Annotated in this window: 17 protein-coding genes, 1 tRNA gene and 1 riboswitch; of the genes, 10 read left to right on the top strand and 8 right to left on the bottom strand. The window is 72.5% G+C overall.

Annotated features, from left to right (window positions below):
* The first annotated feature begins 80 nt into the window (after positions 1-80).
* The 4 genes from AKI01S_RS36400 (at position 81) to AKI01S_RS36385 (ending at position 2,796) form a co-directional block, all read left to right on the top strand.
* A tRNA-Arg gene (locus AKI01S_RS36400) sits at positions 81-157 on the top strand.
* 262 nt (positions 158-419) lie between these two features.
* A complete protein-coding gene (locus tag AKI01S_RS36395; protein WP_067828532.1) occupies positions 420-1,199 on the top strand; it encodes an alpha/beta fold hydrolase in 780 nt (259 codons plus the stop codon).
* 30 nt (positions 1,200-1,229) lie between these two features.
* The gene (locus tag AKI01S_RS36390) at positions 1,230-2,021 is read left to right on the top strand and encodes a MerR family transcriptional regulator (RefSeq protein WP_067828530.1); all 792 of its coding nucleotides are present in this window, start codon (positions 1,230-1,232) and stop codon (positions 2,019-2,021) included.
* Between the two features lie 76 nt (positions 2,022-2,097).
* Positions 2,098-2,796, top strand: coding sequence for a hypothetical protein (locus AKI01S_RS36385; protein WP_067828527.1), 699 nt, complete (start codon positions 2,098-2,100; stop codon positions 2,794-2,796).
* Between the two features lie 30 nt (positions 2,797-2,826).
* On the opposite strand, the gene AKI01S_RS36380 is transcribed toward AKI01S_RS36385, so the two are convergent.
* The 5 genes from AKI01S_RS36380 to AKI01S_RS36360 form a co-directional block, all read right to left on the bottom strand.
* Complete coding sequence (locus AKI01S_RS36380) at positions 2,827-3,006, bottom strand: hypothetical protein (protein WP_067828524.1); 180 nt, start codon at positions 3,004-3,006, stop codon at positions 2,827-2,829.
* A gap of 35 nt (positions 3,007-3,041) precedes the next feature.
* Positions 3,042-3,536 (bottom strand): hypothetical protein, encoded by a 495-nt coding sequence (locus AKI01S_RS51180; protein ID WP_157420415.1) that lies wholly within the window; start codon positions 3,534-3,536, stop codon positions 3,042-3,044.
* Positions 3,537-3,590: 54 nt separating this feature from the next.
* Positions 3,591-4,250, bottom strand: a complete 660-nt coding sequence (locus tag AKI01S_RS36370; RefSeq protein ID WP_067828518.1) for an HAD family hydrolase — start codon at positions 4,248-4,250, stop codon at positions 3,591-3,593.
* Positions 4,251-4,305: 55 nt separating this feature from the next.
* Positions 4,306-5,199 (bottom strand): helix-turn-helix domain-containing protein, encoded by an 894-nt coding sequence (locus AKI01S_RS36365; RefSeq protein ID WP_084000606.1) that lies wholly within the window; start codon positions 5,197-5,199, stop codon positions 4,306-4,308.
* A gap of 109 nt (positions 5,200-5,308) precedes the next feature.
* Positions 5,309-6,109 (bottom strand): SAM-dependent methyltransferase, encoded by an 801-nt coding sequence (locus AKI01S_RS36360; protein WP_067828515.1) that lies wholly within the window; start codon positions 6,107-6,109, stop codon positions 5,309-5,311.
* A gap of 423 nt (positions 6,110-6,532) precedes the next feature.
* Here AKI01S_RS36360 and AKI01S_RS36355 point away from each other — a divergent pair, with 423 nt between their 5' ends.
* Both AKI01S_RS36355 and AKI01S_RS36350 read left to right on the top strand, forming a co-directional pair.
* Complete coding sequence (locus AKI01S_RS36355) at positions 6,533-7,684, top strand: FKBP-type peptidyl-prolyl cis-trans isomerase (protein ID WP_067828511.1); 1,152 nt, start codon at positions 6,533-6,535, stop codon at positions 7,682-7,684.
* A 366-nt stretch (positions 7,685-8,050) separates the two neighbouring features.
* Positions 8,051-10,531 (top strand): transglycosylase domain-containing protein, encoded by a 2,481-nt coding sequence (locus AKI01S_RS36350; protein ID WP_157420414.1) that lies wholly within the window; start codon positions 8,051-8,053, stop codon positions 10,529-10,531.
* Between the two features lie 240 nt (positions 10,532-10,771).
* Here the strand turns inward: AKI01S_RS36350 and AKI01S_RS36345 are convergent, their stop codons facing one another.
* Positions 10,772-11,155, bottom strand: a complete 384-nt coding sequence (locus tag AKI01S_RS36345; RefSeq protein WP_157420413.1) for a hypothetical protein — start codon at positions 11,153-11,155, stop codon at positions 10,772-10,774.
* Positions 11,156-11,204: 49 nt separating this feature from the next.
* Positions 11,205-11,321: riboswitch (SAM riboswitch) on the top strand.
* Between the two features lie 48 nt (positions 11,322-11,369).
* Between AKI01S_RS36345 and AKI01S_RS36340 the strand changes: the two genes are divergently transcribed.
* The 4 genes from AKI01S_RS36340 to AKI01S_RS36310 all read left to right on the top strand — a co-directional run bounded on the left by AKI01S_RS36340 (position 11,370) and on the right by AKI01S_RS36310 (position 19,538).
* Positions 11,370-12,689: an aminotransferase class V-fold PLP-dependent enzyme gene (locus AKI01S_RS36340; RefSeq protein WP_084000605.1), complete on the top strand. Its 1,320-nt coding sequence runs from the start codon at positions 11,370-11,372 to the stop codon at positions 12,687-12,689.
* 137 nt (positions 12,690-12,826) lie between these two features.
* Positions 12,827-17,974 (top strand): SseB family protein, encoded by a 5,148-nt coding sequence (locus tag AKI01S_RS49740; RefSeq protein WP_084000604.1) that lies wholly within the window; start codon positions 12,827-12,829, stop codon positions 17,972-17,974.
* Entirely contained in the window at positions 17,971-18,339 is a 369-nt protein-coding gene (locus tag AKI01S_RS36315; RefSeq protein WP_067828496.1) for a UCP033725 family protein, read from the top strand. The genes AKI01S_RS49740 and AKI01S_RS36315 overlap by 4 nt, the downstream gene beginning before the upstream one ends.
* Positions 18,340-18,488: 149 nt before the next feature.
* Complete coding sequence (locus tag AKI01S_RS36310) at positions 18,489-19,538, top strand: hypothetical protein (RefSeq protein WP_157420412.1); 1,050 nt, start codon at positions 18,489-18,491, stop codon at positions 19,536-19,538.
* A gap of 358 nt (positions 19,539-19,896) precedes the next feature.
* On the opposite strand, the gene AKI01S_RS36305 is transcribed toward AKI01S_RS36310, so the two are convergent.
* A complete protein-coding gene (locus AKI01S_RS36305) occupies positions 19,897-20,712 on the bottom strand; it encodes a TrmH family RNA methyltransferase (protein WP_067828490.1) in 816 nt (271 codons plus the stop codon).
* A gap of 34 nt (positions 20,713-20,746) precedes the next feature.
* The coding region (locus AKI01S_RS36300) for an endonuclease/exonuclease/phosphatase family protein (RefSeq protein WP_067828489.1) at positions 20,747-21,508 on the bottom strand (762 nt) is incomplete at its 5' end.

Raw genomic sequence — 21,508 nt, 5'->3', positions numbered from 1 at the left:
TCCGTCCATCCCCGGCCACGCCCACACCGGGCCGCTCGTGCGAAGACCACGCATCGCGCTCTACACTCATGACCCAACATGCGCCCATAGCTCAGCTGGATAGAGCACCGGACTTCTAATCCGACGGTCGGGGGTTCGAATCCCTCTGGGCGCGCCACGCACCACCCGCCAAAACGGGCTGCGACCAGGGGAAACGCCCTCCCCGCGAGGGCACCCCGGATGCAGCCGGACACCACCGAAGGCGGCTCTGCAGAGCCGTTCCCGGAACATACGCGGAATGATCTTTGCGGAGTCTCCGTAGGTCAGGCCGCCGGCAGGGCGAGTCCCCGAGCCGATCACCGTCCCGTGCCGGACGTCTCGACGATGGCGTCGCCGCGGCGGTTGACCCTGACGCAGGGTCAATCTCCCAGCATGGCGGCATGACCACGACGACCACTACAACAATCCACCACGACGGCGTCACGATCCCGGTGTCCCGCGGCGGCCGGGGACGGCCGCTGGTCCTGTGCCCCGGCCTGAACTCGACCCAGGCCGACCTGTGCGGGCTGGCCGGGCTGCTGCGGCGCGACCACGACGTGGTGACCTTCGACCTGCGGGGCCATGGCCTCGCCTCCGCCGCCGACCGGTACTCCTTCGAGGCGTTCCTCAGCGATCTTGCCGCCGTGATGGCGGAACTGGAACGCTCCGGACCGGACGAGGCGCCCCTGCTGGTGGGCTACTCGCTGGGCGCGGACCTGGCCGTGCACTACGCCTCCGAGCATCCCGGCGTCGCCGGGCTCGTCCTCATCGACGGGGCGAACCCGGTGCCCGAACCGTTCGTCACCGAGGCGCTCCTGCCAGAGTTCCGCGCCATGTGGGAGGAGATGGCGGAGCGGCAGGAGGCCGCGCGGGGCACCGCGCGTCAGGTGCTGCTCACCGCCCGGGAGATCCTCGATCTGAACGTCGAGATCGACGCGGTGCGCGCGGGGATCCTCGACCGGTACCGGAGGATCGACCGGCCCATCAGCATGATCATGTCGTCCTCGATGGCCGGTGACGGCGCCGGGGGGCACGCGCCGCGCCTCAACCGGAACTGGCGTTCCGGCGTCGAGCGGCTGGTCCGCGAGCAGCCGCGCATCGCCACGTCCTGGCTCGACGCCGACCACCGGCTGGTCTTCACCCACGCCCCGGAGATCGCCCAGATCATCCGGGCCGGGTGACCGCTTGGGCGGCCGTAGGAGACTGGTGCGATGCTGACCATCGGCGAGCTGGCGTCGTACGCCGGGGTGACGGTGCGCGCGGTGCGGCACTACCACGCCAAGGGGCTGCTGCCGGAGCCGGAACGCGACCACTCCGGCTACCGCAGGTACGACGCGGGCGCGGTGGTCGAGCTGATCAGGATCCGGACGCTCGCCGAGGCCGGTGTCCCGCTGGCGCGGGTGCGGGAGCTGCTCCAGGCCGACGAGGAGGAGTTCGCCGCGGCGGTCGCCGACATCGACCGGCGGCTGCGGGCCGAGATCCGGCAGCGGCAGCGGCACCGGGAGCGGATCGCCCGGCTCGCCGCCGGGGACAGCCTGGCGCTGCCCCCGGAGGTGGTCGGGTACCTGGACCGGCTGCGGGCGCTCGGGATCGACGAGCGGATCGTCCGGGCCGAACACGACGGCTGGATCCTGCTGGCCGCGCGCTCACCCGAGCGGATCCCGGAGTGGATCGCACGCAAGCGCGAGCAGCTCGCCGACCCGCGGCTTCTCGATTTCTACCGCGTCCTGGGCCAGGCCCTCGAACGGACCGACGACCCGCGGCTGGTGGAGCTGGCCGACGAGCTGGCCGTCTACTTCACGCGGATGGCCGAGGAGAGGGGCGAGGACTATGTCGACGACATCGACCTCGAGGCGCCGCTGGTCAGGCTGATGGACGCGCTGGCGTTCGACACCGTGCCACCGGCCCGCCGGCTGATCGAGCTGCTGGGGAAGCGGGGCTGGACCGGCTGGACCAAGCTCGAACGCGTACCACCTCCACCGGCGTCCGACAGCGGTCTCTGAGCTCGCCGCCCTGCCATAACGTCGGTGGCGTGGTGCAGGGTGGACCTCGGATTTCCGGGGTCTGAAGGAGGCGGTCGTGTCGGACGGTTTCATGGTGGCCACCCGGATCGCGATGACGCGGGAGGGGTTCGACCGTTGGCTGGACACGCCCGCCCCGGGCCCGGACGCCATCGCCAACCCGGGCGGGATGTTCGACGGCTGGTTCTGGGACGGCCGCCGCGCCGACACCGCGTGGCGGAACGCCGCGGTGGGGGTGACGCCGCGGGACTTCTTCGCCGAACGTGTCGGGCGGACCGGCTCCGGGACGCCCGAGATGAGCGTCCTGCTGTACCGCGAGGGCGCGTTGGAGGCGTATCTGTTCGGCTTGGGGTACGTGGAACGGGAGGTGCACACGGCGCTGCTGATGTTCGCGGCCGCCGGGGCGTTCAAGACCGAGCCCGCCCCCGACGCGGTGCTGTTCTGGGCGGAGACCGGCGGCGGTCTGAGGGAGCCCGACTGGCGCGGATGGCTGGCGGTGTTGTCGGTGGGCAAGGACCTGTCGCGCTTCACCCCGGCCTCCGGCCTGCCCCCGGCCGGTCTCGCTGACCCGATCACCGCTCTGCGCCCGGTCGAGGACCGCTTCTTCCGGCTGGTCGAGTGTCTGGGCGAGGAGGAGGAGTCGTGGGACTGGGAGTCGGGAGAGCCGTTCACCACCACGACGCCCCGGGACGAGCTGTTCGTGGACCCCGAAGTCCTGGGGCGGCCTCGGCGAACAACGGCCCGGCCCGAACGCTAGGACCTCGCCGTCCCCGCAGGTCCGCGCCGGTCATCTGTGCCTTCGCGACTCGGGCGCCAGGAACCCGGATCGCATGCGGGTCAGGGGCGGAAAGCACTCGGTGACCTGGCCCTCCCTGGCGGTGCGGGGCTCCTCCCGCCCGGCCCGCAGGGTGAGCCAGGTGCCCACCGGGCCGGCGGCGGTGAACAGCACGCCGAAGGCGATCCCCACGCTGTTGGACCACCGGCGCCTGGTCTGACGCCGCTTCAGTGGCACTCGTATTTCTGTACGGCGTCGAACGCGGCCCGGTTGCGTTTCCCGTAGACGGGTTCGACCACCGCCCGCGCGCTGCCGCCCGGTTTGACCGCCCGCGCCGAGGTGGCGACCGCGTCCAGCACCGTGGTGAAGTGGCGGGCGATGTCCGGTGGCGCGCTCCCCCGCATCCGCTTGCCGTAGTCGGCGATGAGCGCGGCCTTCCTGCGCGCCTCGGCGAAGTCCAGCGGCTGGTTCTGGAGGGCTTTGCCCACGTCGGCCTGGTAGGACAGCATCGCGACCTGGAAGGTCGAAAGGTCGAGGCAGAACGCCGAGGACGCCCGGGAGGGGGTGGGCGCGGTGGTCGCGGGCGGCTGGGCGGCGGGGGAGGTCGGGGAGGCCGATGCCGAGGGGGCGCTCGGGTCGGAGCAGCCCGTCACCATCAGCGCGGCCACCACGGACACCTGCGCGAGTGAACGCGTACGGGAGCGTGTGCGGGGTGTGGTCATGATCTGACCGTAAGCGTCCACGGCCGTACTGTCCGCACCATGATTCACACCGGATCAGGCCGTTCGCGCCCCGTCGAGAAGGGCGGGGAGGTCGCGCATGTCGGTGAACACGACGGTGTCGGGGCCCTCCAGCCATTCGGCGGGGGTCAGTCCGCCCGCGTAGCCCAACGACCGCATCCCCGCCGCGCGGGCCGCCTGGACCCCGTAACGGCTGTCCTCCACCACCACGCAGCGGCCCGGCGGAACGCCCATCTCCCGCGCCGCCAGCAGGAACAGGTCGGGCTCCGGCTTGCCGTGGACCACCTGGGTGGCGCTGAAGATGCGGCCTTCGAAGCGTTCGTAGAGCCCCGTGCGCCCCAGGGTCCGGCGCATCTTCTCGTGGCTGCCGCTGGAGGCCACGCAGGTGGGCAGCGTGATCGCGTCCAGAGCCTCGGCGATCCCCGCCACGGCGGTCATCTCCGCGTCGAGGGCGGCGAGGTAGAGCTCCTGGAAACGCCGGTCGGCCTCGACGGCCAGGTCCGGGCCCAGCCGGGCGATGATCAGCTCGTTGATGGACTTGGTGGAGCGCCCGAGGAACAGCTCGACCACCTCGCCGGGGGTGATCGGCCACCCCAGCTCCGACAGCACCGCGACGTTCGTCCGCACCGCGATCGGCTCGGTGTTCACCAGCACGCCGTCACAGTCAAAGATCACCAACTCGATCGGCTCCGCCATCCGGCCACCCTAGGCGGGCGGGGTGCTCCTCACCAGAGCGCGGCGGCCGGACGGGTCACAGGCCGCGCAGCAGGCGGCGGATGATGTGCGGGGTGGCCTCGGGCTGCTGCGCCTCGGTGACCAGGGTGTTGAAGACGTGCCAGTGGCGTTCGACCTCGTCGGGGCGCGACGGGTAGGAGGCCCCGTCGAACCTCTCCAGGTAGACCAGGTCGGGCAGGATCTGCTGGGGGAAGCGGACCAGGGTGAGCGACCCGCCGGTCATGGCGGTGGCGGCGCCGGCCTCGAACGTGGCGATCTGGAGCGTGATGTTCGGCCGGGTGTCCAGGTCGAGCAGGTGCTGCAACTGGTCGCGGATGACCAGGCGGCCGCCGACCTGGCGGAGCAGCACCGACTCGTCCAGCACGATCCACAGGTTGACCGGGCGGGGGCGGCGGCGCAGCACGCGCTGCCGCGCCATGATCACCGCCACCCGGCGCTCCAGCTCCGCCGGGGTGGCCCGGGGGTGGCGCAGCCGCAGGATCTCGCGGGCGTAGTCGGGGGTCTGGAGCAGGTCCGGGACGAGTTGCGGCTCGAACGTGCGGACCAGCTTCGCCGTCTGCTCGGCGCTGACGTACCGCCGCGTCCACTTCGGGAGCGCGTCGAGGTGCTCCTCCCACCACCCGGGGATGTTCGTCTGCTCGGCCAGGGCCTCCAGCGTGACCCGCTCGGCCTCGTCACGGACCCCGTACAGCGCCGCCAGCGCGGCCAGGCCCGCCGGGTCGCAGCCGGTCCTGCCGCGCTCCAGGCGGCTCAGCGTCGCCTCGGTCATCCCGACCGCGCGGGCCGCCGCCGGCTGGCCGAGCCCGGCCCGCCTTCGCAGCTCGCGCAGGCGCGTGCCGAGGAGCAGGCGCGGCACCAGCGGGCCGGTCGGGGTGGAGAGGGTACGTGCCGGAGTCGCGGTGGAAGTCAATCGGCACCTCGCTTGGCTCTCGCAGACGCGACCCCGACAGCGTCAGACCTTTCTTTTTCCCAGTGTGCCCGCCCGCGCGCACTCCGTGAAGACGGATCCGCCCAACAGGTCAGGGTTTGCGACCCACGCCACACAGGTCGGCGCGCCACGGGCGTTCGATGCCCGGCTCGGGACGCCACCGGCACTCGGGGACCACGCCGGGGTCGAGCAGCTCCGTCCCCTCGAAGTACCCGCGGATGAACTCGGGGCCGCGCAGGATGTAGGGGACCGCGCCGGTCTCGTCGTAGCCGCTCTGCGCCTTCCGGAACGCCTCGTCCTCGTCGGTCGCGTCGTAGATCACCAGGTAGCTGCCGGAGGGGACCCGCTCCATCACCCGGCGCACGACCGCACGGGCCTCGTCGTCGTCGGTGATGTGCCCGAGCACCCCCATGAACATCACGGCGATCGGCCGGCTGAGGTCCAGCGTCTCCCCCGCCAGCTCGATGATCTTGTCGGGCGCGTGCAGGTCGGCGTCGATGTACCGGGTGGCGCCCTCGGGGGTGCTGGTCAGCAGCGCGCGGGCGTGCGCCAGCACCAGGGGGTCGTTGTCGACGTAGACGATGCGCGACTCGGGCGCGACGCGCTGGGCGACCTCGTGGGTGTTGTCCACGGTCGGCAGGCCGGTGCCGAGGTCCAGGAACTGGCGTACGCCCAGCTCCCCGGCGAGCAGGTGGATGGAGCGGGCCAGGAAGTGCCGGCTGGCGCGGGCCATGTCCACGATGCCGGGGAAGGTCTGCTTGTAGGCGTCCCCGGCGGCGCGGTCCACCGCGTAGTTGTCGGTGCCGCCGAGCCAGTAGTTCCAGATGCGCGCCGAGTGGGGCACGGAGGTGTCGATCTTCGAGTGACGCGGTTCGGGGGTGGCGTCGGTCACGGCCCGTGGTTCCTTCCGCACGCGGAGACTTCGAACCTCCTCAACTTAGGCACACGACCGCGTCGGCCGCCGGAAAAGCCGTTTCCGGCCACCCCCTGCGACCGGTTTGCATCACCTTTCGGACACGGGAACGCCGTACGGCCCGGCGTTCCGCGCCATTTCCCCCGGCGGCGGAACGCGGCCCGGGTGCGGAAACGCGGCGGGACGCGGATCGCGGCGCGGGCGCGGCCGCCGCGGCGCGAGGCGGGGTGACAGGGCGGGGGCCCGTCCAGCAGACTGGCCGGTGACTGGCTTGTCGGCGGCCCGGGGACCGGTAGATTGCGGAGCCGGTCTTCTTTGCCCTGTTTTCACAGCCGCCTTAGGCGCTGGATGGCAGGGTGATGGCTTTCATGGTGTCGTCGAGTCCGGAGCGAGTGAGGGAACATGGCCGAGGATGACAAGCCGGCGGTGAAGGCGAAACTGCCGAGCGCCAAGAACATCCGCAGCCCGGAGTTCAAGCCGCACGGTCTCGGCGGGGACAGCCGCACGCGCGGGCCCCGGCCGTCCGGGTTGACCGCCGCGCAGGCCAGGAAGCGCCGGATGGCGACGATCGCCGGGGTCGTGGTGGTGGCGCTCGCCGTCGCCGGAGGGGCGGCCTACTACATGTCGCTGCCGGGCCCGAAGGTCGAGGTGAGCGGCAAGTTCAACGCCGAGCCCAAGGTCGTGATCCCCAAGGACCTGGTGCCCGGCAAGACGCTGAAGGTCACCACGCCGATCAAGGGCACCGGCCGGACCATCGCCAAGGGCGACATGGTCTACGCCAAGCACGTCTTCTACAAGTGGTCGCCGGGCGAGGACGACAAGGCCCGCACCAGCACCAACAAGAAGGTCGGCTCCACCTACGCCCCGGACCCGAACAGCCCGCTCCAGCCGCTGCCCGCCGGCGGTGTCGGGGTCAAGGGCATCGACAAGGGCCTGGTCGGGCAGACCGTCGGCAGCCGCGTGGTCATGGAGATCCCGCCCGCCGACGGGTTCGGCGAGAACGGCGCGCAGTACGAGCTCGGCAAGAACGACTCGCTGGTGTTCGTCTTCGACATCCTGGCGGGCGTGGGCAAGGACTCCGGGCCGCAGGGCGCCGAGAAGAAGCTCGACGACCCCAAGCTGCCCAAGGTCGAGAAGTCCGACAAGCCGGGCCAGGCGCCGAAGGTCACGATCCCCAGTGACCAGGACGCGCCGAAGGACCTCCAGGTCAAGCAGCTGGTCGAGGGCACCGGCGAGGCGATCCAGAAGGGCGACCAGGCGATCGTCCACTACCAGGGCCAGCTGTGGCGCAACGGCAAGAAGTTCGACTCCAGCTGGGACAAGCCCGACGCGGGCGGCGGCCAGGGCGGCCAGCCGGTCGCGTTCCCGGTCGGCACCGGCGGGACCGTGCCCGGCTTCGACAAGGGCCTGACGGGGCAGAAGGTCGGCTCGCGCGTGCTGCTGGTGCTGCCGCCCAAGGAGGGCTACGGCGACAAGGGCCAGCCGCAGGCCGGGATCAAGGGTGACGACACCCTGGTGTTCGTCGTCGACATCCTCGGGCGGCTCCCCAAGTAGCCGCCCCGCGCGGACGGTGACCGTCGTCCGGTGACCGCGCGCACATTCCCGACGACGGGGCACCAGAGGAGGTGTCCCGTCGTTGGTGTGTTCCGGTTGGTGTGTTTCGGAAGGACGCCGCTGGGGACACGTCGCGGCCGAAGGGGAACGCGACCCGCGGACGTGTGACCCGCGCCGCACCCGGGCCCGTGCTGCCAACGGTTCACGGGCGTGGATCGTCCTCCTCATGGAAGGTGCAGGAGTCCGCATGGACCGGCCGAAAGTATCGACCTCCTCGGGTATCGTCGGTAACGAATTCATCACGGGGGGCTTGTGACTAGCAGGGACAACAGCCCGGGGGACAACCGGCCCACCGGGTCGGAGGACGTGACGCCCGAAACCGGCGCGTCCACTCCGGCCGACGCCACGGCCGACACCACCGCGGCCGAGAGCACGGCCGCGTTCTCCGGGGACCAGGACGAGGACACGAAGGCGACGACGTCCGCCGCGGACGACGACGCGGGTGACGGCGCGGGCGACACCGCCGACGGCGGCGCGGGCGGCGCGGCCCCGGCGGGGGCGAAGGACTCCGCGACCACGGTCGCGTTCGAGTCCGTCGGCGAGGGCGGCGGGACCGCGACGGCGACCGCGACGCGTCCCGCGAGCGCGCCCGCCAAGAGCGCGAAGGCCGCCAAGGGCGGCAAGCCGAAGAAGCAGCGCAGCCGCAAGGCGAAGTTCACGCGGCGCGTCCTGTTCTCGGTGCTGGCGTTCGTCGGGTTCTGCGTCGCGGGTTTCGGCATCGCCTACCTGCTGACGCCGATCCCCGAGCCCGCGCAGGACGCGATCGAGCAGGGCCCGACGTTCCTGTACTCCGACGGCAAGACCCAGATCGCCAAGACCGGTACCAACCGCGACGCGGTCAAGCTGGACCAGGTGCCCAAGCCCGTCCGCGACGCCGTCATCGCCGCCGAGAACCGCAGCTTCTACTCCGACCCCGGCGTGTCGGTGAAGGGCACGGTGCGCGCGTTCTGGACCACGGTCTCCGGCGAGCAGCTCCAGGGCGGCTCGACGATCACCCAGCAGATGGTCCGCAACTACTACGGCGGCATCGGCAAGGAGCGTTCGGTCACCCGCAAGCTCAAGGAGATCATGGTCGCCCTGAAGGTCGGCCGGGAGCGGGACAAGGACTGGATCCTCGAACAGTACCTCAACACGATCTTCTTCGGGCGTGACTCCTACGGCGTGCAGGCCGCCGCGAAGGCGTACTTCGGCAAGGACATCAGCCGGTTGAACGCCGCCGAGGGCGCGTTCCTGGCCGCCTCCATCCAGCAGCCGAGCGTGTTCGGCGGCGACCTGAACGGCCGCAGCCTGACCTACGCCGAGGAGCGCTGGCGCGCGGTGCTCAACAACATGGTCCGCGACGGCGCGATCAGCCAGGCCGAGGCGACGGCGCTGAAGTTCCCCAAGCCGGGCAAGCAGAAGCTGACCGACATCATGCGCGGCCAGCGCGGCTACATGGTGAACGTGGCCAAGAAGGAGCTCATCGAGCGGCGCGGCTACACCGAGGACGAGATCAACCGCTCCGGCCTGGAGATCACCACGACGTTCGACAAGCGGCTGATGGACGCGCTCAAGGAGTCGGTGACGGCCAACCAGCCCGCCGGGATGAGCAAGAAGATCCGCACCGCCGCGGTGTCGGTGGACCCCGAGACCGGCCAGGTGGTGGCCTTCTACGGCGGCCGTGACTACCTGGACGAGGCGCTGAGCAGCGTGTTCGGCGACCACGCGCAGCCGGGTTCGGGCTTCAAGCCGATCGTGCTGGCGACGGCGCTGGACAGCGGCCTGCCGCTGAGCACCCCGGTGGACGGCAGCTCGCCGCAGTACTACGGCGGCACCCCGGTCCGGAACGACTCCAACGCCGACTACGGCACGGTCAACCTGGTGACCGCCACCCAGAACTCGATCAACACGGCCTACGTCAACCTGGGCCAGAAGGTCGGCCTGGACAAGGTCACCGAGATGGCGGAGAAGCTCGGCTACACCAAGGAGCAGCTCACCGCCAACGGCGCGAACACCGCCTACACGTTCCCGCTGGGCGTCATCTCGGCGCACCCGGTGCAGCAGGCCGGGGTGTTCGCGACGTTCGCGTCCGAGGGGAGGTTCCGGCAGCCGTTCGTGGTGAAGGCGGTGACCGACGGCAAGGGCCGGAGCCGCACCTTCGAGGAGAAGGGCAAGCGGGCGTTCAGCGAGCAGACCGCGCGCGACGCCACCTACGCGATGCAGCGGGTGGTGCAGTCGGGCACCGGCCGCGCCGCGAACCTGCCCGACGGCCGCCCGGTGGCCGGGAAGACCGGCACCACCGACCAGGGCGCGGCGATCTGGTTCAACGGGTTCATCCCGCAGATGGCGACGACCGTGGCGATGTTCCGCAGCGACCAGAAGCCGCTCAGCATCCCCGGCTACGGGGCCTACGGCGGCCAGCTGCCCGCGCAGATCTGGCGCGGCTACATGGCGCAGGCCGTGGACATCAAGGGCTTCGAGTACAAGTCGTTCGGCGCGCCGTCGTCCACTCCCGGCAGCTACGACAGCGGCGGCTACGACGACCGGCGGACCGCTCCGCCGTCACGCGAGCCGAACCCGAACGGGCGGCCCACCCCGCCGAACTCGCAGCGGCCCCCGTCCAGCCGTCCTCCGTCCCCGCCCGGCAACGGCGACGGCGACGGTCCCGGCAACGGTGACGGCCCCGGCAACGGCGACGGCGGCGACGGACCCGGCAACGGAGACGGTCCCGGCAACGGTGATGGCCCCGGCAACGGCGGCGGTGGCGACGGACCCGGCGACGGCAACCGACCCGACGCCCGAGGATGACACGGAGGAGGCCCGGCGAATGCCGGGCCTCCTCGCTTCTCCGCTCTGCTCACCGTCCCCGGGTCCGTCGTCCGAGGTCCTGGCGCTCAAGCTCTCGGTCAGCCGCCGTGCGGGCCGTCCCCGAATGTCCACGCGCACCGCGTGAACGCCTCGCCGACCTCGTCACGGACCGGGCCGAGGTCCGCCCGGCGGCAGCGTCGCCGCCGTGACCGGCGTCCGCAGCGCTGTCCCCCGGTCAGGTCAGTCGCAGGCCGCGCCGACGCGGGCGGGAGTGTTCTTCATCACATCGTCCAGGGCGGCCATGTCGCCCGTTCCGGCCGGTCCGGCGGCCTCCCGCAGGCGCTTGGCCTCCTCCTTGAGGGTCTTCTTCAGGGCCGCGTCCTCCGCCTTGGCGGCCAGGCCGTCGACCTTCCCGGCGAGCTGCTGGACGGCCTGCCCCCAGGGGGCCGGCTGGTTGGCGGGAAGGGACCTGACCTGCGACATGTACTGCTGGAACGCCTTCTTGGTGTCGTCGCAGACCGCGGCGGTGTTGCTCCCGCCGAGGACCCCGCAGCCGGCCAGCGGACCGGCGCCGGCGAGCAGCAGCGCTCCCCCGGCGAGCGCCCGCAACGCCGCGTTTCGCATTGAACCTCCCACTTGCTCCCCGATCACGTGTGTCTATAATTCCGCACTAGGTCATGAGCGCCAGCGTCAAGCCCCGGCTTGCTGGCCGGCAACCCTTCGTCCGCGATGGGGTGCCCCGGGTGAGGACCAGGCCGGACGCAACACCGCGTTCCGGCAAGCGCGGATCCCGCCGAGCCACCTTCCGGGATCCCTGGATCCCGAGGAGGTACCGCCCATGTCCGCCACCCTTACCGAAGCCCCCGTCACCCCCGATGTGACGCGTTCCGGGCAGCACGGGGTTCGCGTTCCGGACCGGGAACTTCGCGTCGTCGGCGCCGACGTCACCGTTCCGCTGAACGACGGCCGCCGGGTCCCCTACGCCAACTTCGACTACGCCGCCAGCGCCCCCTGTCTGGAGGCGGTGCACGAGGCCATCACCCGCGCACTGCCCTACTACAGCAGCGTGCACCGGGGCGCGGGCTACGCCTCCCAGGTGACCACCGCCGCCTACGAGAAGGCGCGCGAGACCGTCCGGGCGTTCCTGGGCGCGTGGCGGCGCGCGTCGGTCGTGTTCACCCGCAACACCACCGACGCGATGAACCTGCTCGCGCACGCCCTGCCGGCCGGCACCACCGTCGTGGTCTTCGAGACCGAGCACCACGCGACCCTGCTGCCCTGGAAGAACGTGGTGCGGCTGCCCGCCCCCGCGTCCCCGCTGGAGGCCGTCGCCGCCGCCGACCGCGCCCTCGCGCAGGCCCCCACCGGGCCGCGCCTGCTCGTCGTCACGGCCGCCTCCAACGTCACCGGCGAGCTGTGGCCGCTGCGCGAACTCGCCGAGACCGCCCACCGCAACGGCGCGCGCATCGCCGTCGACGCCGCCCAGCACGTCCCGCACCGGCCGCTCGACATGACCGCGCTGGGCCTGGACTACGTGGCGTTCTCCGGGCACAAGCTGTACGCGCCGTTCGGGGCGGGCGTGCTGGCGGGGCGTTCGGACTGGCTGCGCGCCGCCGCCCCGTACCTGAAGGGCGGCGGGGCCAGCGCGTCGGTCGAGGACCGCGGCGACACCACGCGCTGGCAGGCCGAGCCCGAGGCCCGCCACGAGGCCGGAACCCCCAACGTGCTGGGCGTCATCGCCCTGGCCGCCGCCTGCGAGGCCCTGGCCGCCACCGGCTGGGACTCCCTGGTCGAGCACGAGGAGCGGCTGCTGGCCCGGCTGCGTTCCGGCCTGGCCCGCGTTCCGGGTGTGCGGGAACTCACCCTGTGGGACGAGCGTCACCCCCGGGTCGGAATCGTGTCCTTCACCGTCGAGGGCTGGAACGCGCGTGATGTGGCGCTTACGCTTTCAGGTGAGTACGGAATCGGCGTTCGGGACGGGAAGTTCTGCGCCCATCCGTTCGTTCGTCACCTGCTGGCCTCGGCGGAGAACGGGGAGGGATGCCAGGACGGGCAGAGCACGGCGGTGCGCGCGAGCTTCGGGATCGGCAGCACCGAGGAGCACGTCGACCGGCTGCTGGCCGCCCTCACCAGGCTCACGAGCGAGCCGCGCGGGTGACCCGCGGCCCCGCGACCGCTGCCTCGCGGACGGGTCGTCTCATCCACAGAACCGGACGATAGGGCGCTTTGGCACTGTTCGCCCATGTAGCGTAGGCAGGTCCGTAACCTGCCCGGCCGGGGTAGAGGCAGCGCGCGATGAAACAGGGGGTGGCGGCCGTGGCCGACGCGTGGCGGCCCACGTCGGAGCTTGAGCGCCGATTGCTGGAGACGGTGCGCACGGGGGACCAGCGGGAGTTCTTCCGCCTGCTGGCGGAGAGCGAGCTGGTCGTCCCCGTTCCACCGGACATGATCGACGACGTGCTCGCCAACGAGGCGCAACCGACCTGGCCCGCCCAGCAGGAGGGCGACCGCACCTGGGTGCTCGTCTACACCTCGGCGGCCGCGATGCGCGCCTGCCTGGGCCCGGGTTACCGGCACTTCCTGAAGCTGAAGTTCACGGACCTGGCCGCCACCTGGCCCGACCCGCACTGGTGGCTGGCCGTGAACGCGCCCGCCCGGGGCGTGGAGAACGTGGCGCTGCCGATCGAGGCCCGCCTCCCCAGCTGGTTCATCCGGCAGATCACCGAGGGCGACCCGCTTCCGCCCCAGGCGGGCCGCCCCGAGGCCCTGCCCCGGAACCTCGGCGCCTCGGACCCGTCCGCCGACCCGACCCTGACCCAGATCCTCAAGCCCCACCGCCCCGAACGCGAGGAGCCGTCCACCCAGGACCGCCTGGTAGCGGGCGGGACCCCGGCCGCATACGGAGACACCGGCGTTCCGTACGGAGAGGCCGCCGCCCGTAACGGGACCCACCCGTCGTACGGCCAGGGCACGCCCGGCGTTCCCCCGGCACACGACCACAGGCTCGGCGAACCCGCCCCGCAACGCGAGGAACCCGGCGTCCCGGCGCCGTACGGACCCGACGAAACGCCCGCACAGGACCACCTCGTCGCGGGCGGAGGGCCTGCCGCGTTCGGCACCTCCCCGTACGGCGACACTCCTGACCAGCACGTTCCCGGCGGATCACCCGAGTACGGCCTTCGCGGCGAGGCGCCCGGCGTCCCGCACGGAGAAGGCACGACACCAGGCCACCCCCTCACAAGCGAAGAAAAGGCCGCACACGCCCCCGGCCAGGACCGGCCCGACGTTCCCTCAACGCAGGGCGAGACCGCCACGCCCACAAGCGCGGAGCCCGACGCGTCCGACCTCTCTTATAGAGAAGCCGCCACGCCCGGCCCCACCTCTACACCCGGCGCCCCGTCCCTGCCCGGCCAGCCCGCCACGCAGGGAGAAGCCGCCGCATACGGCGAGCCGCCCGCGCCCGCCCTTTCCAACGCCGAGGGAGAAGCCATCACACACGATGGCGCTCCCGCACCGTACGGGCCCGGCGCGCCCGGCGAACCGCCCGTGCCTGGCCAACCGCAGGGGGAAACCGCCACAAGCGACGGCGCCCCCGCGCCGTACGGGCCTGGCGCGCACGACGGCCCGCCCGCGTTCGGCCAGCCCGCCCCGCAGGGCGAAACCGCTGCTCACGATGGCGCCTCCACGCCCTACGGGCCCGGCGCTCACAGTGCGGACGGCTTCCCCCGCGTACACGGCGAACCGCCCGTACCTGGTCAGCCGATCCCACAGGGGGAAACCGCCGCACATCACGGCACTCCCGCACCCTACGGACCCGGCGAACTGCCCGTGCCCGGCCAGCCTGCCCCGCAGGGAGAAGCCACCGCACACGGCGGTGCTCCCACACCGTACGGGCCCGGTGCGCACGACGGCCCGCCCGCGTTCGACCAGTCCACCCCGCAGGGCGAAACCACCCCGTACGACGGACTCGGCGCGAACGGCGTCCCCTCCACGCCCGGCGAACCGGCCCTACCCGGCCAGCCCGCCACCCAGGAAGGGGCCACCGCACCCAACGGCCCCAGCACGGACGGCACCCCCTACGGGCGCGGCGAACCGTCTCTGCCTGGTCAGCCTGCCGCGCAAGGAGAGGTCGCCGCGCACGACGGTCCTCCCGCGCCCTACGGGCCCGGCCCGCACGGCGAACCGTCCGCGTTCGACCTGCCCACTCCGCAGGACGAAACCGTCCCGCACGATGGACTCGGCGCGAACGGCGTCCCCTCCACGCCCGGCGAACCGGCCCTCCCCGGCCAGCCCACCGCGCAAGGAGAGGTCGCCGCGCACGACGGTCCTCCCGCGCCCTACGGGCCCGGCGCACACGACGGACCGCCCGCGTTCGACCAGCTCGCCGCGCAAGGAGAGGGCGTTGCGCGCGACGGACTCGGCACGAATGGCATCCCCTCCGCGCCCGGCGAACCGTTCGTGCCTGGTCAGCCTGCCGCGCAGGGAGAGGGCGCCGCGCACGACGGTGCCTCCGCACCGTACGGGCCCGGCGCACACGGCGAACCGCCCGCGTTCGACCAGCCCACCCCGCAGGACGAAATCGCCCCGCACGATGGACTCGGCGCGAACGGCGTCCCCTCCACGCCCGGCGAACCGGCCCTACCCGGCCAGCCCACCCCGCAGGGCGAAACCACCCCGCGCGACGGTGCCCCCGCGCCCTACGGGCCCGGCCCGCACGGCGAACCGCCCGCGTTCGACCAGCCCGCCCCTCAAGGAGAGGGCGTGACGCGCGACGGACTCGGCACGGGCGGCGTTCCCTCTATGCCCGGCGAACCGGCCCTGCCCGGCCAGCCTGCCGCGCAGGGAGAGGTCACCGCGCACGACGGTGCTCCCGCGTTCGATCAGCTCGCCCCGCAAGGGGAGGGCGTCGCGCACGAGGTGGAAGGTCAGCCTGTCGCGCAGGAGCGTCTTCTCACCGGCGAGTCGCCCGTGCCGGGCAGTGCTCTTCCGGAGGGAGAGGCCGAGCGGCATGGGACCGGCACGCCCGGCGAGCCGTTGGTGAGTGAACCCGCCGCGCAGGGTTACCCCGAAGCGCCCGCCATTCCCTCCGTTCGCGATCTCGCTCCCGATCGGGGTGTTCCCGGCGAGCCGCCGGTGCCGGAGCAGCCCGTCCCGCACGAGGACGTCGTCGCGCCGCAGGAGTCCGGTGCGCGCGATGCGGGGGCGGACGCCGCTTCCCCCACGGAGACCCGGGTGGATCTTCCGCCCATCCCCGGCGACACCGCCGTCCCCGCCGAGCAGGGCGTGCAGGGTGAGGGCGAGGACGCCTCCCAGTGGGAGGAGCTTCAGGAGCAGCACAAGGAGCTGCCCCGCGAGGAGCCCCGCCCCGAGTTCCAGCCCGCCAACGACGTCGAGCGCGCCCTCCTGCACGCCGCCGCCACCAACGACCACGACCTGTTCCTCCAGACGCTGGCCGACGCCGAGGTGCTGGTGCCGGTGCCCGAGGACATGGACTACGCGTTGCGGCCGGGCAAGCCCGGGTTCCCCTGGCAGACCCGCGAGATCGACGGAACCCCCGCCGTCCCGGTCTACACCTCGCCCGAACGCCTCATAGAAGCGGAAGGCGCGGCGACCGGGTCAGTCACGCTGTCGTTCACCAGCGTGCTGCGCTACTGGCCGCACCCGAACTGGATGCTCGCCATCAACTCGGGCGCCCCGGCGGGCGGCACCATCCTCGCCGAGCAGCTGCCCGGACTCGCGGCGTGGGCCGACCAGCGGACCGCGCGGCGGATGGCCGAGAACTTCGAGCCGCAGAACGAGGTCGAGCAGCGGCTGTTCGACGCCGCGCTGCGCCGCGACACCGACGCGTTCTTCAAGGTGCTGCTCGGCGCGCAGGTGCTGGTGCCCGCCGACCCCGACACGCCGTGGGGCATCGCGCCCGACGACCCGGAGTTCCCCTGGCGGCCCGTCCCGGTGCACGGCCGCACGGCGATCCAGGTGTTCACGTCGTTGAAGTGGATGACCGACGCGATCGGGTCGTCGCGGTTCGTGATGCCCGGCTTCCTGGAGGTCGTCACCGCCTGGCCGGACGGCGACTGGACGCTCGTCCTCAACCCCGGCACCCCCGTCGACGCGTCGCTGACCGCCGAGCAGGTCCGCGCGTTGAGCGGCCCGGCGCGCGTCGAGGAGCCCGGGCCGGACGACGAGCCGTCCCCCGTGCGGGCCGCCCCCGAGGCGCAGTCCCCGGCCGCCCCCGACGAGCCGCCGGACGCCGAGGTCGAGGAGCCGCTGTTCGAGCCCGGCAACCGCATCGACCAGGAACTCTACGAAGCGGTCCTGGCCGGGGACTCCGACGCGTTCCTGCGCGTGCTGCTCGCCGCGAACGTGCTGGTGCCGATCCCGCAGGACGCACCCCTGGAGGTCACCCCGATCCAGCGGGAGTTCCGCTGGGAGGCGGCGCTGCGCGGCGACGACGCGGTGCAGGTGTTCACGTCGCTGGTGCGGCTGCGCGAGGTGCTGCCGGAGTCGCGGTTCGTGTACGCCGACTTCCGCGAGCTGATCGGGTCCTGGCCGCACCAGGACTGGGCCATGCTGCTCAATCCGGGCACCCGCATCGGCGCGTCGCTGCGCGGCGACCAGGTGCGGGCACTCAGCGAGTGGGCGGTGCGCGTCGGCCTGGTCCGGCCGCTCTCCGACGTGCCGACGACGCCCGTGCCGGTGCACGAGCCGCAGGCCGCGCCGGAGTCGTTCGCGGCACCCGAACCCGAACCCGACCCGACCCAGACCGTGCAGGACGTCCCCGCCGACGAGTTCGGCGCCCCGGCGACGCAGGAGCCGGTTCACGAGGACGTCGCCCCGCCGGTCGACCCGCAGCGGAACGGCGCCCCGGCCCGTCCCGAACGCCTGCTGCCGCCCGAACCCGAGGGCGAGCCCGTCCCGCAACCGGCGATCATGCAGAAGGTCGTGCCGCACCCGCACGTCTCCTGGTACCTGGAGCAGGGCTACGACCGGATCGGTGGTTTCGTCCACCCGACCTCCGACGTCGCCGACCTCCAGACGCCGCAGCAGCTGTACGAGACGCTGGGCCTGCTGTACGAGGGGTCGCCGTTCTCCCCCGACGACGAGGGCGTGTACGTGATCCGCTGGCCCGCGTACTGTCCGGGGCTGTACCGGATCCCGTTCGGCGGCCGCACCGAGGAGGAGCTCGCGGCCTGGGGCGACGCGGGCTGGGTGCTGGAGACCGAACCGTTCGAGGGCACCGGGTTCGCGCCGGGCAGCGCGGGAACGATCCGCGAGTACAAGGTGGACAGCATCCGGTTGCCCTACGGCGCGGAGATGTATCACCTGGGCGCGGACCGGTCGGAGCGGTTCATCGCCATGTACGACCCGGACCGGCTGGCCTGGCTGCGGCCCGAGGGCGCCGGGAGCGGCGAGGAGCAAGCGGACCGGAGGGCGGACGGGTGATACGGGACGGATACCTCGCGCGCTGGCTGGGCCGGGAGTTCGAGGCGGCCCCCGGCGCCGACGGCGACATCCGGCTCTACGCGTCCGAGCCGACCGACGGGTTCGAGGAGTTGCGGCCGGGCCGTTACCGGCGGGTGGTGCCCTCCTTCGAGGTGGAGGAGCTGCGGTACGTCCGCACGATTGGAACCTGGCGCGGCGAACGCTTCGTAGTCGTCGGCGAGCATGACAGCTGGCTGCGCGTGGAGTACTCCGGCGGCCGTGTTCCCGTCGCCGAACGCCTGGGTCTGGAGCAGATGGAACGCGGCGTCTGGCAGGCGTGGGCGCCCCGCGACGAGGTCGAGGACCTACACGAAGAGTATTCGTGAGGACGCCGGTGATCCCGACGGGATACGGTATGCGGGAGCCTCGGGGTTGATTTGGTCCGTAGATCCGTGTTCGCATGGCTTCGGAAGCCGCCCCTGAGGGAGGGCGAGACTCGGGCGTTCAATGGTGACGCGACGGAGGTGCTGGCGCGGTGCTCCCCCGATCGGCAGGAAAACCGATCATCGTCGGACTCGGCACGGCGGCGGTGCTCGCCGCGGGCGCGCTGCCGGCGTTCGGTGCCGAAGCCGCGACGGTGACGGTGACCACGACGGCATCCACCTCGACGCCGAAAGCGGGCCAAGAGGTGAAGGTGACCGCGACGGTCAAAGCCTCCGAAGGCGTCTTGAAGTCGGTCACGGTGACCGGTGCGGCGAACGAGACCACGCCGCCCGCGCAGGTGACGTTCGCGTGCGGACTGGGCGGCACGACGACCAAAACCGGATGCGCATTCGAGAAGGTCGGCACCAAAGGCGTCAAGGTGACCTACACCCTGACGGTGGCCAAGGCGGAGAAGGCGAAGCAGGACACAGCGGTCCGCTTCAGGGTCACCGCCGTCGCGGCGGAGCCGAACGCGACGGGGAACGACACGGCCTCGATCACCTTCGCCCAGCCCAAGCCTTCGCCGAGTCCCACGACGCCCAAGCCGACGCCGACCAAGACTCCCAAGCCGACCCCGACGCCGACGCCGACGCCGACCAAGTCGACCCCCAAGCCCTCCCCGTCCAAGACCGACAAGGACAAGGGCAAGGGCGGCTCCGGTTCGAACAACGGCGGCGGCGGGAGCTCGAACTCCAACTCGAACTCGAACTCCAACAGCAACAGCAACAGCAACAACACCCCCGCCTACACCCCGCCGTCGCCGAACGCCTCGTTCAGCCCGAACGACACCACCAAGAGCCCCCAGGTCGCGCTGCCCCCGATCGCGCCGAGCCCGACGGTGGCCTCCGCGCCGACCTCGTCCGCGCCGGAGAGCAGGCTGCGCAACAACAAGGCCCCGGTCGCGCAGGACCTGACGTTCACGCGGATGGCCAGCACGCAGGTGGCGTGGCTGGCGGCGCTGCTGGTGGCGTTCTCGCTGCTGCTGACCCAGCTCCGGCTGGGCCGCCGGACCGCGCCGCGCGGTGCGGCGGCGGCCGCCGCGGCCCCGCGCCGTCCCAAGGGCACTCACCGCCGTCCCCGCAAGGGCATGTTCGGCAAGTGACCGGCGCCCGCCGGGCGACGAAGACGCGGGCGGAGACGAAAGGGAGCGCCCACCTCACCCGGTGGGCGCTCCTTCCGCGTCCAGCGGGCACCCCGCCCCGCGGACGCCGTCCACGGAGATCCTTCAAGCACCATCGGGAATGTCCCGAAGTCCCTGCCCCCGACGCCCGCCCGGCGGGCAACGCGCTCGTTCGGTGGTCGAGGCCCCTTCGCGGCGGATCCCAGGACCCGTTTCAAAGCGGGCCTCAGCCGCGCACGCGAGCGCTATCCGGCCTGCGGAGCGGATCGGTGCTCGCCAAGCCCCGGTGAGGTGTGAGCCGCGAAGGCGAGCGCCGTGGATCAGGGCGCCGAAGTGCGGCTCAGGCGTGCACCAGGCCGTGGCAGGCGATCGCCGCCGCGGCGACCACGTTGAGGGAGTCCACGCCGTTGGCCATCGCGGCGGGGCTCATCGGGATGCACACGCGCTGGTCCGCCTCCTCCAGCCAGTGGGAGGAGAGGCCGTCGCCCTCCGAGCCGAGCATCAGCGCCGCCCGGTCGTCGACCTTCGCCTGGTCCAGCGGGACGGCGGACTGGTCCGGCGTCAGCGCCAGCAGCGCGAACCCCGCCTCCCGCAGCGCGCCGAGCCCGCCCCGCCGGTCGGTCATCCGCGCGTACGGGACGGCGAACACCGCCCCCATCGACACCTTGATCGAACGCCGGTACAGCGGGTCGGCGCAGCGCGGTGACAGCACGACCGCCTCGATGCCGAGCGCGGCGGCGCAGCGGAAGATCGAGCCGACGTTGGCGTGGTCGACCAGGTCCTCCAGCACCAGGATGCGCCGCGCGCCCGCGACGGCCCCGGCGACGTCGGGCAGCGGCAGCCGGTGCACCGACGCCAGCGCGCCCCGGTGCACCTGGAAGCCCGCGACCGCCTCCACGGTGGCGTCGTCGGCGACGTAGACCGGCGCGTCGACCGTGTCCAGCAGGTCCGCCAGCGGTTCGACCCAGCGGCGGGCCATCAGGAACGAACGCGGCGCGTGCCCCGTCCGCACGGCCCGCCGGATGACCTTCTCCCCCTCGGCGATGAACAGCCCGTGCTCGGCCTCCAGGCTCTTGCGCAGGTTGACGTCGCGCAGCCGCACGTAGTCGGCCAGGCGCGGGTCGGCGGGGTCGGAGACGGGAACGAGCTGGGCCATGCCTCAATTGTGCGGGCGGCGGTCCGGTGCTCGGTCACGGCAGCCGGATCTCCGCCGACAGCGGGCGGTGGTCGCTGCCGGGCAGGTCGTGGATGCGCACGTCGCGTACGGCGGCCCGGTCGTCGACCAGCACGTGGTCGATGGTCAGCGGGACCAGGTCGCCCCAGGTCCGCACCAGCCCGGCCCCGGCCCGGTCGGCGGCGTCGGCGTAGCCGCGTCCGATGAGGTCGCGCAGGGTGGCGTGGTCGAGGGTGGCGTTGAAGTCCCCGGCCAGGACCCGGAACGGGGCGCCGGTTCCGCCGTCCCTCGCGCCGGGGAGGACGCCCAGGTCGCGCCGCCAGTTCCGGTAGTTGACGCCGGAGATCGGCGGGATCGGGTGGACGGCGGTGATCTCGACGCGGCGTCCCCCGACGGTCAGTTCGGCGCGCGGCATCGCCATCTCGGAACGCGGGGAGGGCAGTTCGCGCAGTGGGTGGCGGGAGTACAGGCCGCTTCCGGTCGGGCCGCCGCGGGGGTCGATGACCTTGTGCGGCAGCAGGGCGGTGAGCCCGGCGCGTTCGTAGCGCCCCACGGACTCGGGGGTGAGTTCCTGGAGGCTGAGCACGTCGGCCCCGGTGCGCCGGACGAGGTCGACGAGCCGTTCGGCGTCGCCCTCGCCGAAGAACACGTTGGCGGTCAGGACCTTCAGCGCCGGTCCGCGCGCCCCGGGTTGCGCGCCGCCCCAGGCGCGGGGCAGCACGGCGACGGCCAGGCTCGCGGCGACGATCCCGGCGGCGACGGCGGCCCGCCGGCGGCG

Origin of the sequence: Actinomadura kijaniata NBRC 14229, from assembly GCF_001552175.1 — a bacterium.
In the GTDB taxonomy this organism is placed as follows: Bacteria; Actinomycetota; Actinomycetes; order Streptosporangiales; family Streptosporangiaceae; genus Spirillospora; species Spirillospora kijaniata.
This window is presented reverse-complemented; position numbering and strand designations above follow the sequence as displayed.

Coding starts and splice junctions, on each gene's coding strand:
- AKI01S_RS36395 (WP_067828532.1), top strand. CDS start 420: ATGACCACGACGACCACTACAACAATCCACCACGACGGCGTCACGATC.
- AKI01S_RS36390 (WP_067828530.1), top strand. CDS start 1,230: ATGCTGACCATCGGCGAGCTGGCGTCGTACGCCGGGGTGACGGTGCGC.
- AKI01S_RS51180 (WP_157420415.1), bottom strand. CDS start 3,536: ATGACCACACCCCGCACACGCTCCCGTACGCGTTCACTCGCGCAGGTG.
- AKI01S_RS36370 (WP_067828518.1), bottom strand. CDS start 4,250: ATGGCGGAGCCGATCGAGTTGGTGATCTTTGACTGTGACGGCGTGCTG.
- AKI01S_RS36355 (WP_067828511.1), top strand. CDS start 6,533: ATGGCCGAGGATGACAAGCCGGCGGTGAAGGCGAAACTGCCGAGCGCC.
- AKI01S_RS36345 (WP_157420413.1), bottom strand. CDS start 11,155: ATGCGAAACGCGGCGTTGCGGGCGCTCGCCGGGGGAGCGCTGCTGCTC.
- AKI01S_RS36340 (WP_084000605.1), top strand. CDS start 11,370: ATGTCCGCCACCCTTACCGAAGCCCCCGTCACCCCCGATGTGACGCGT.
- AKI01S_RS49740 (WP_084000604.1), top strand. CDS start 12,827: ATGAAACAGGGGGTGGCGGCCGTGGCCGACGCGTGGCGGCCCACGTCG.
- AKI01S_RS36305 (WP_067828490.1), bottom strand. CDS start 20,712: ATGGCCCAGCTCGTTCCCGTCTCCGACCCCGCCGACCCGCGCCTGGCC.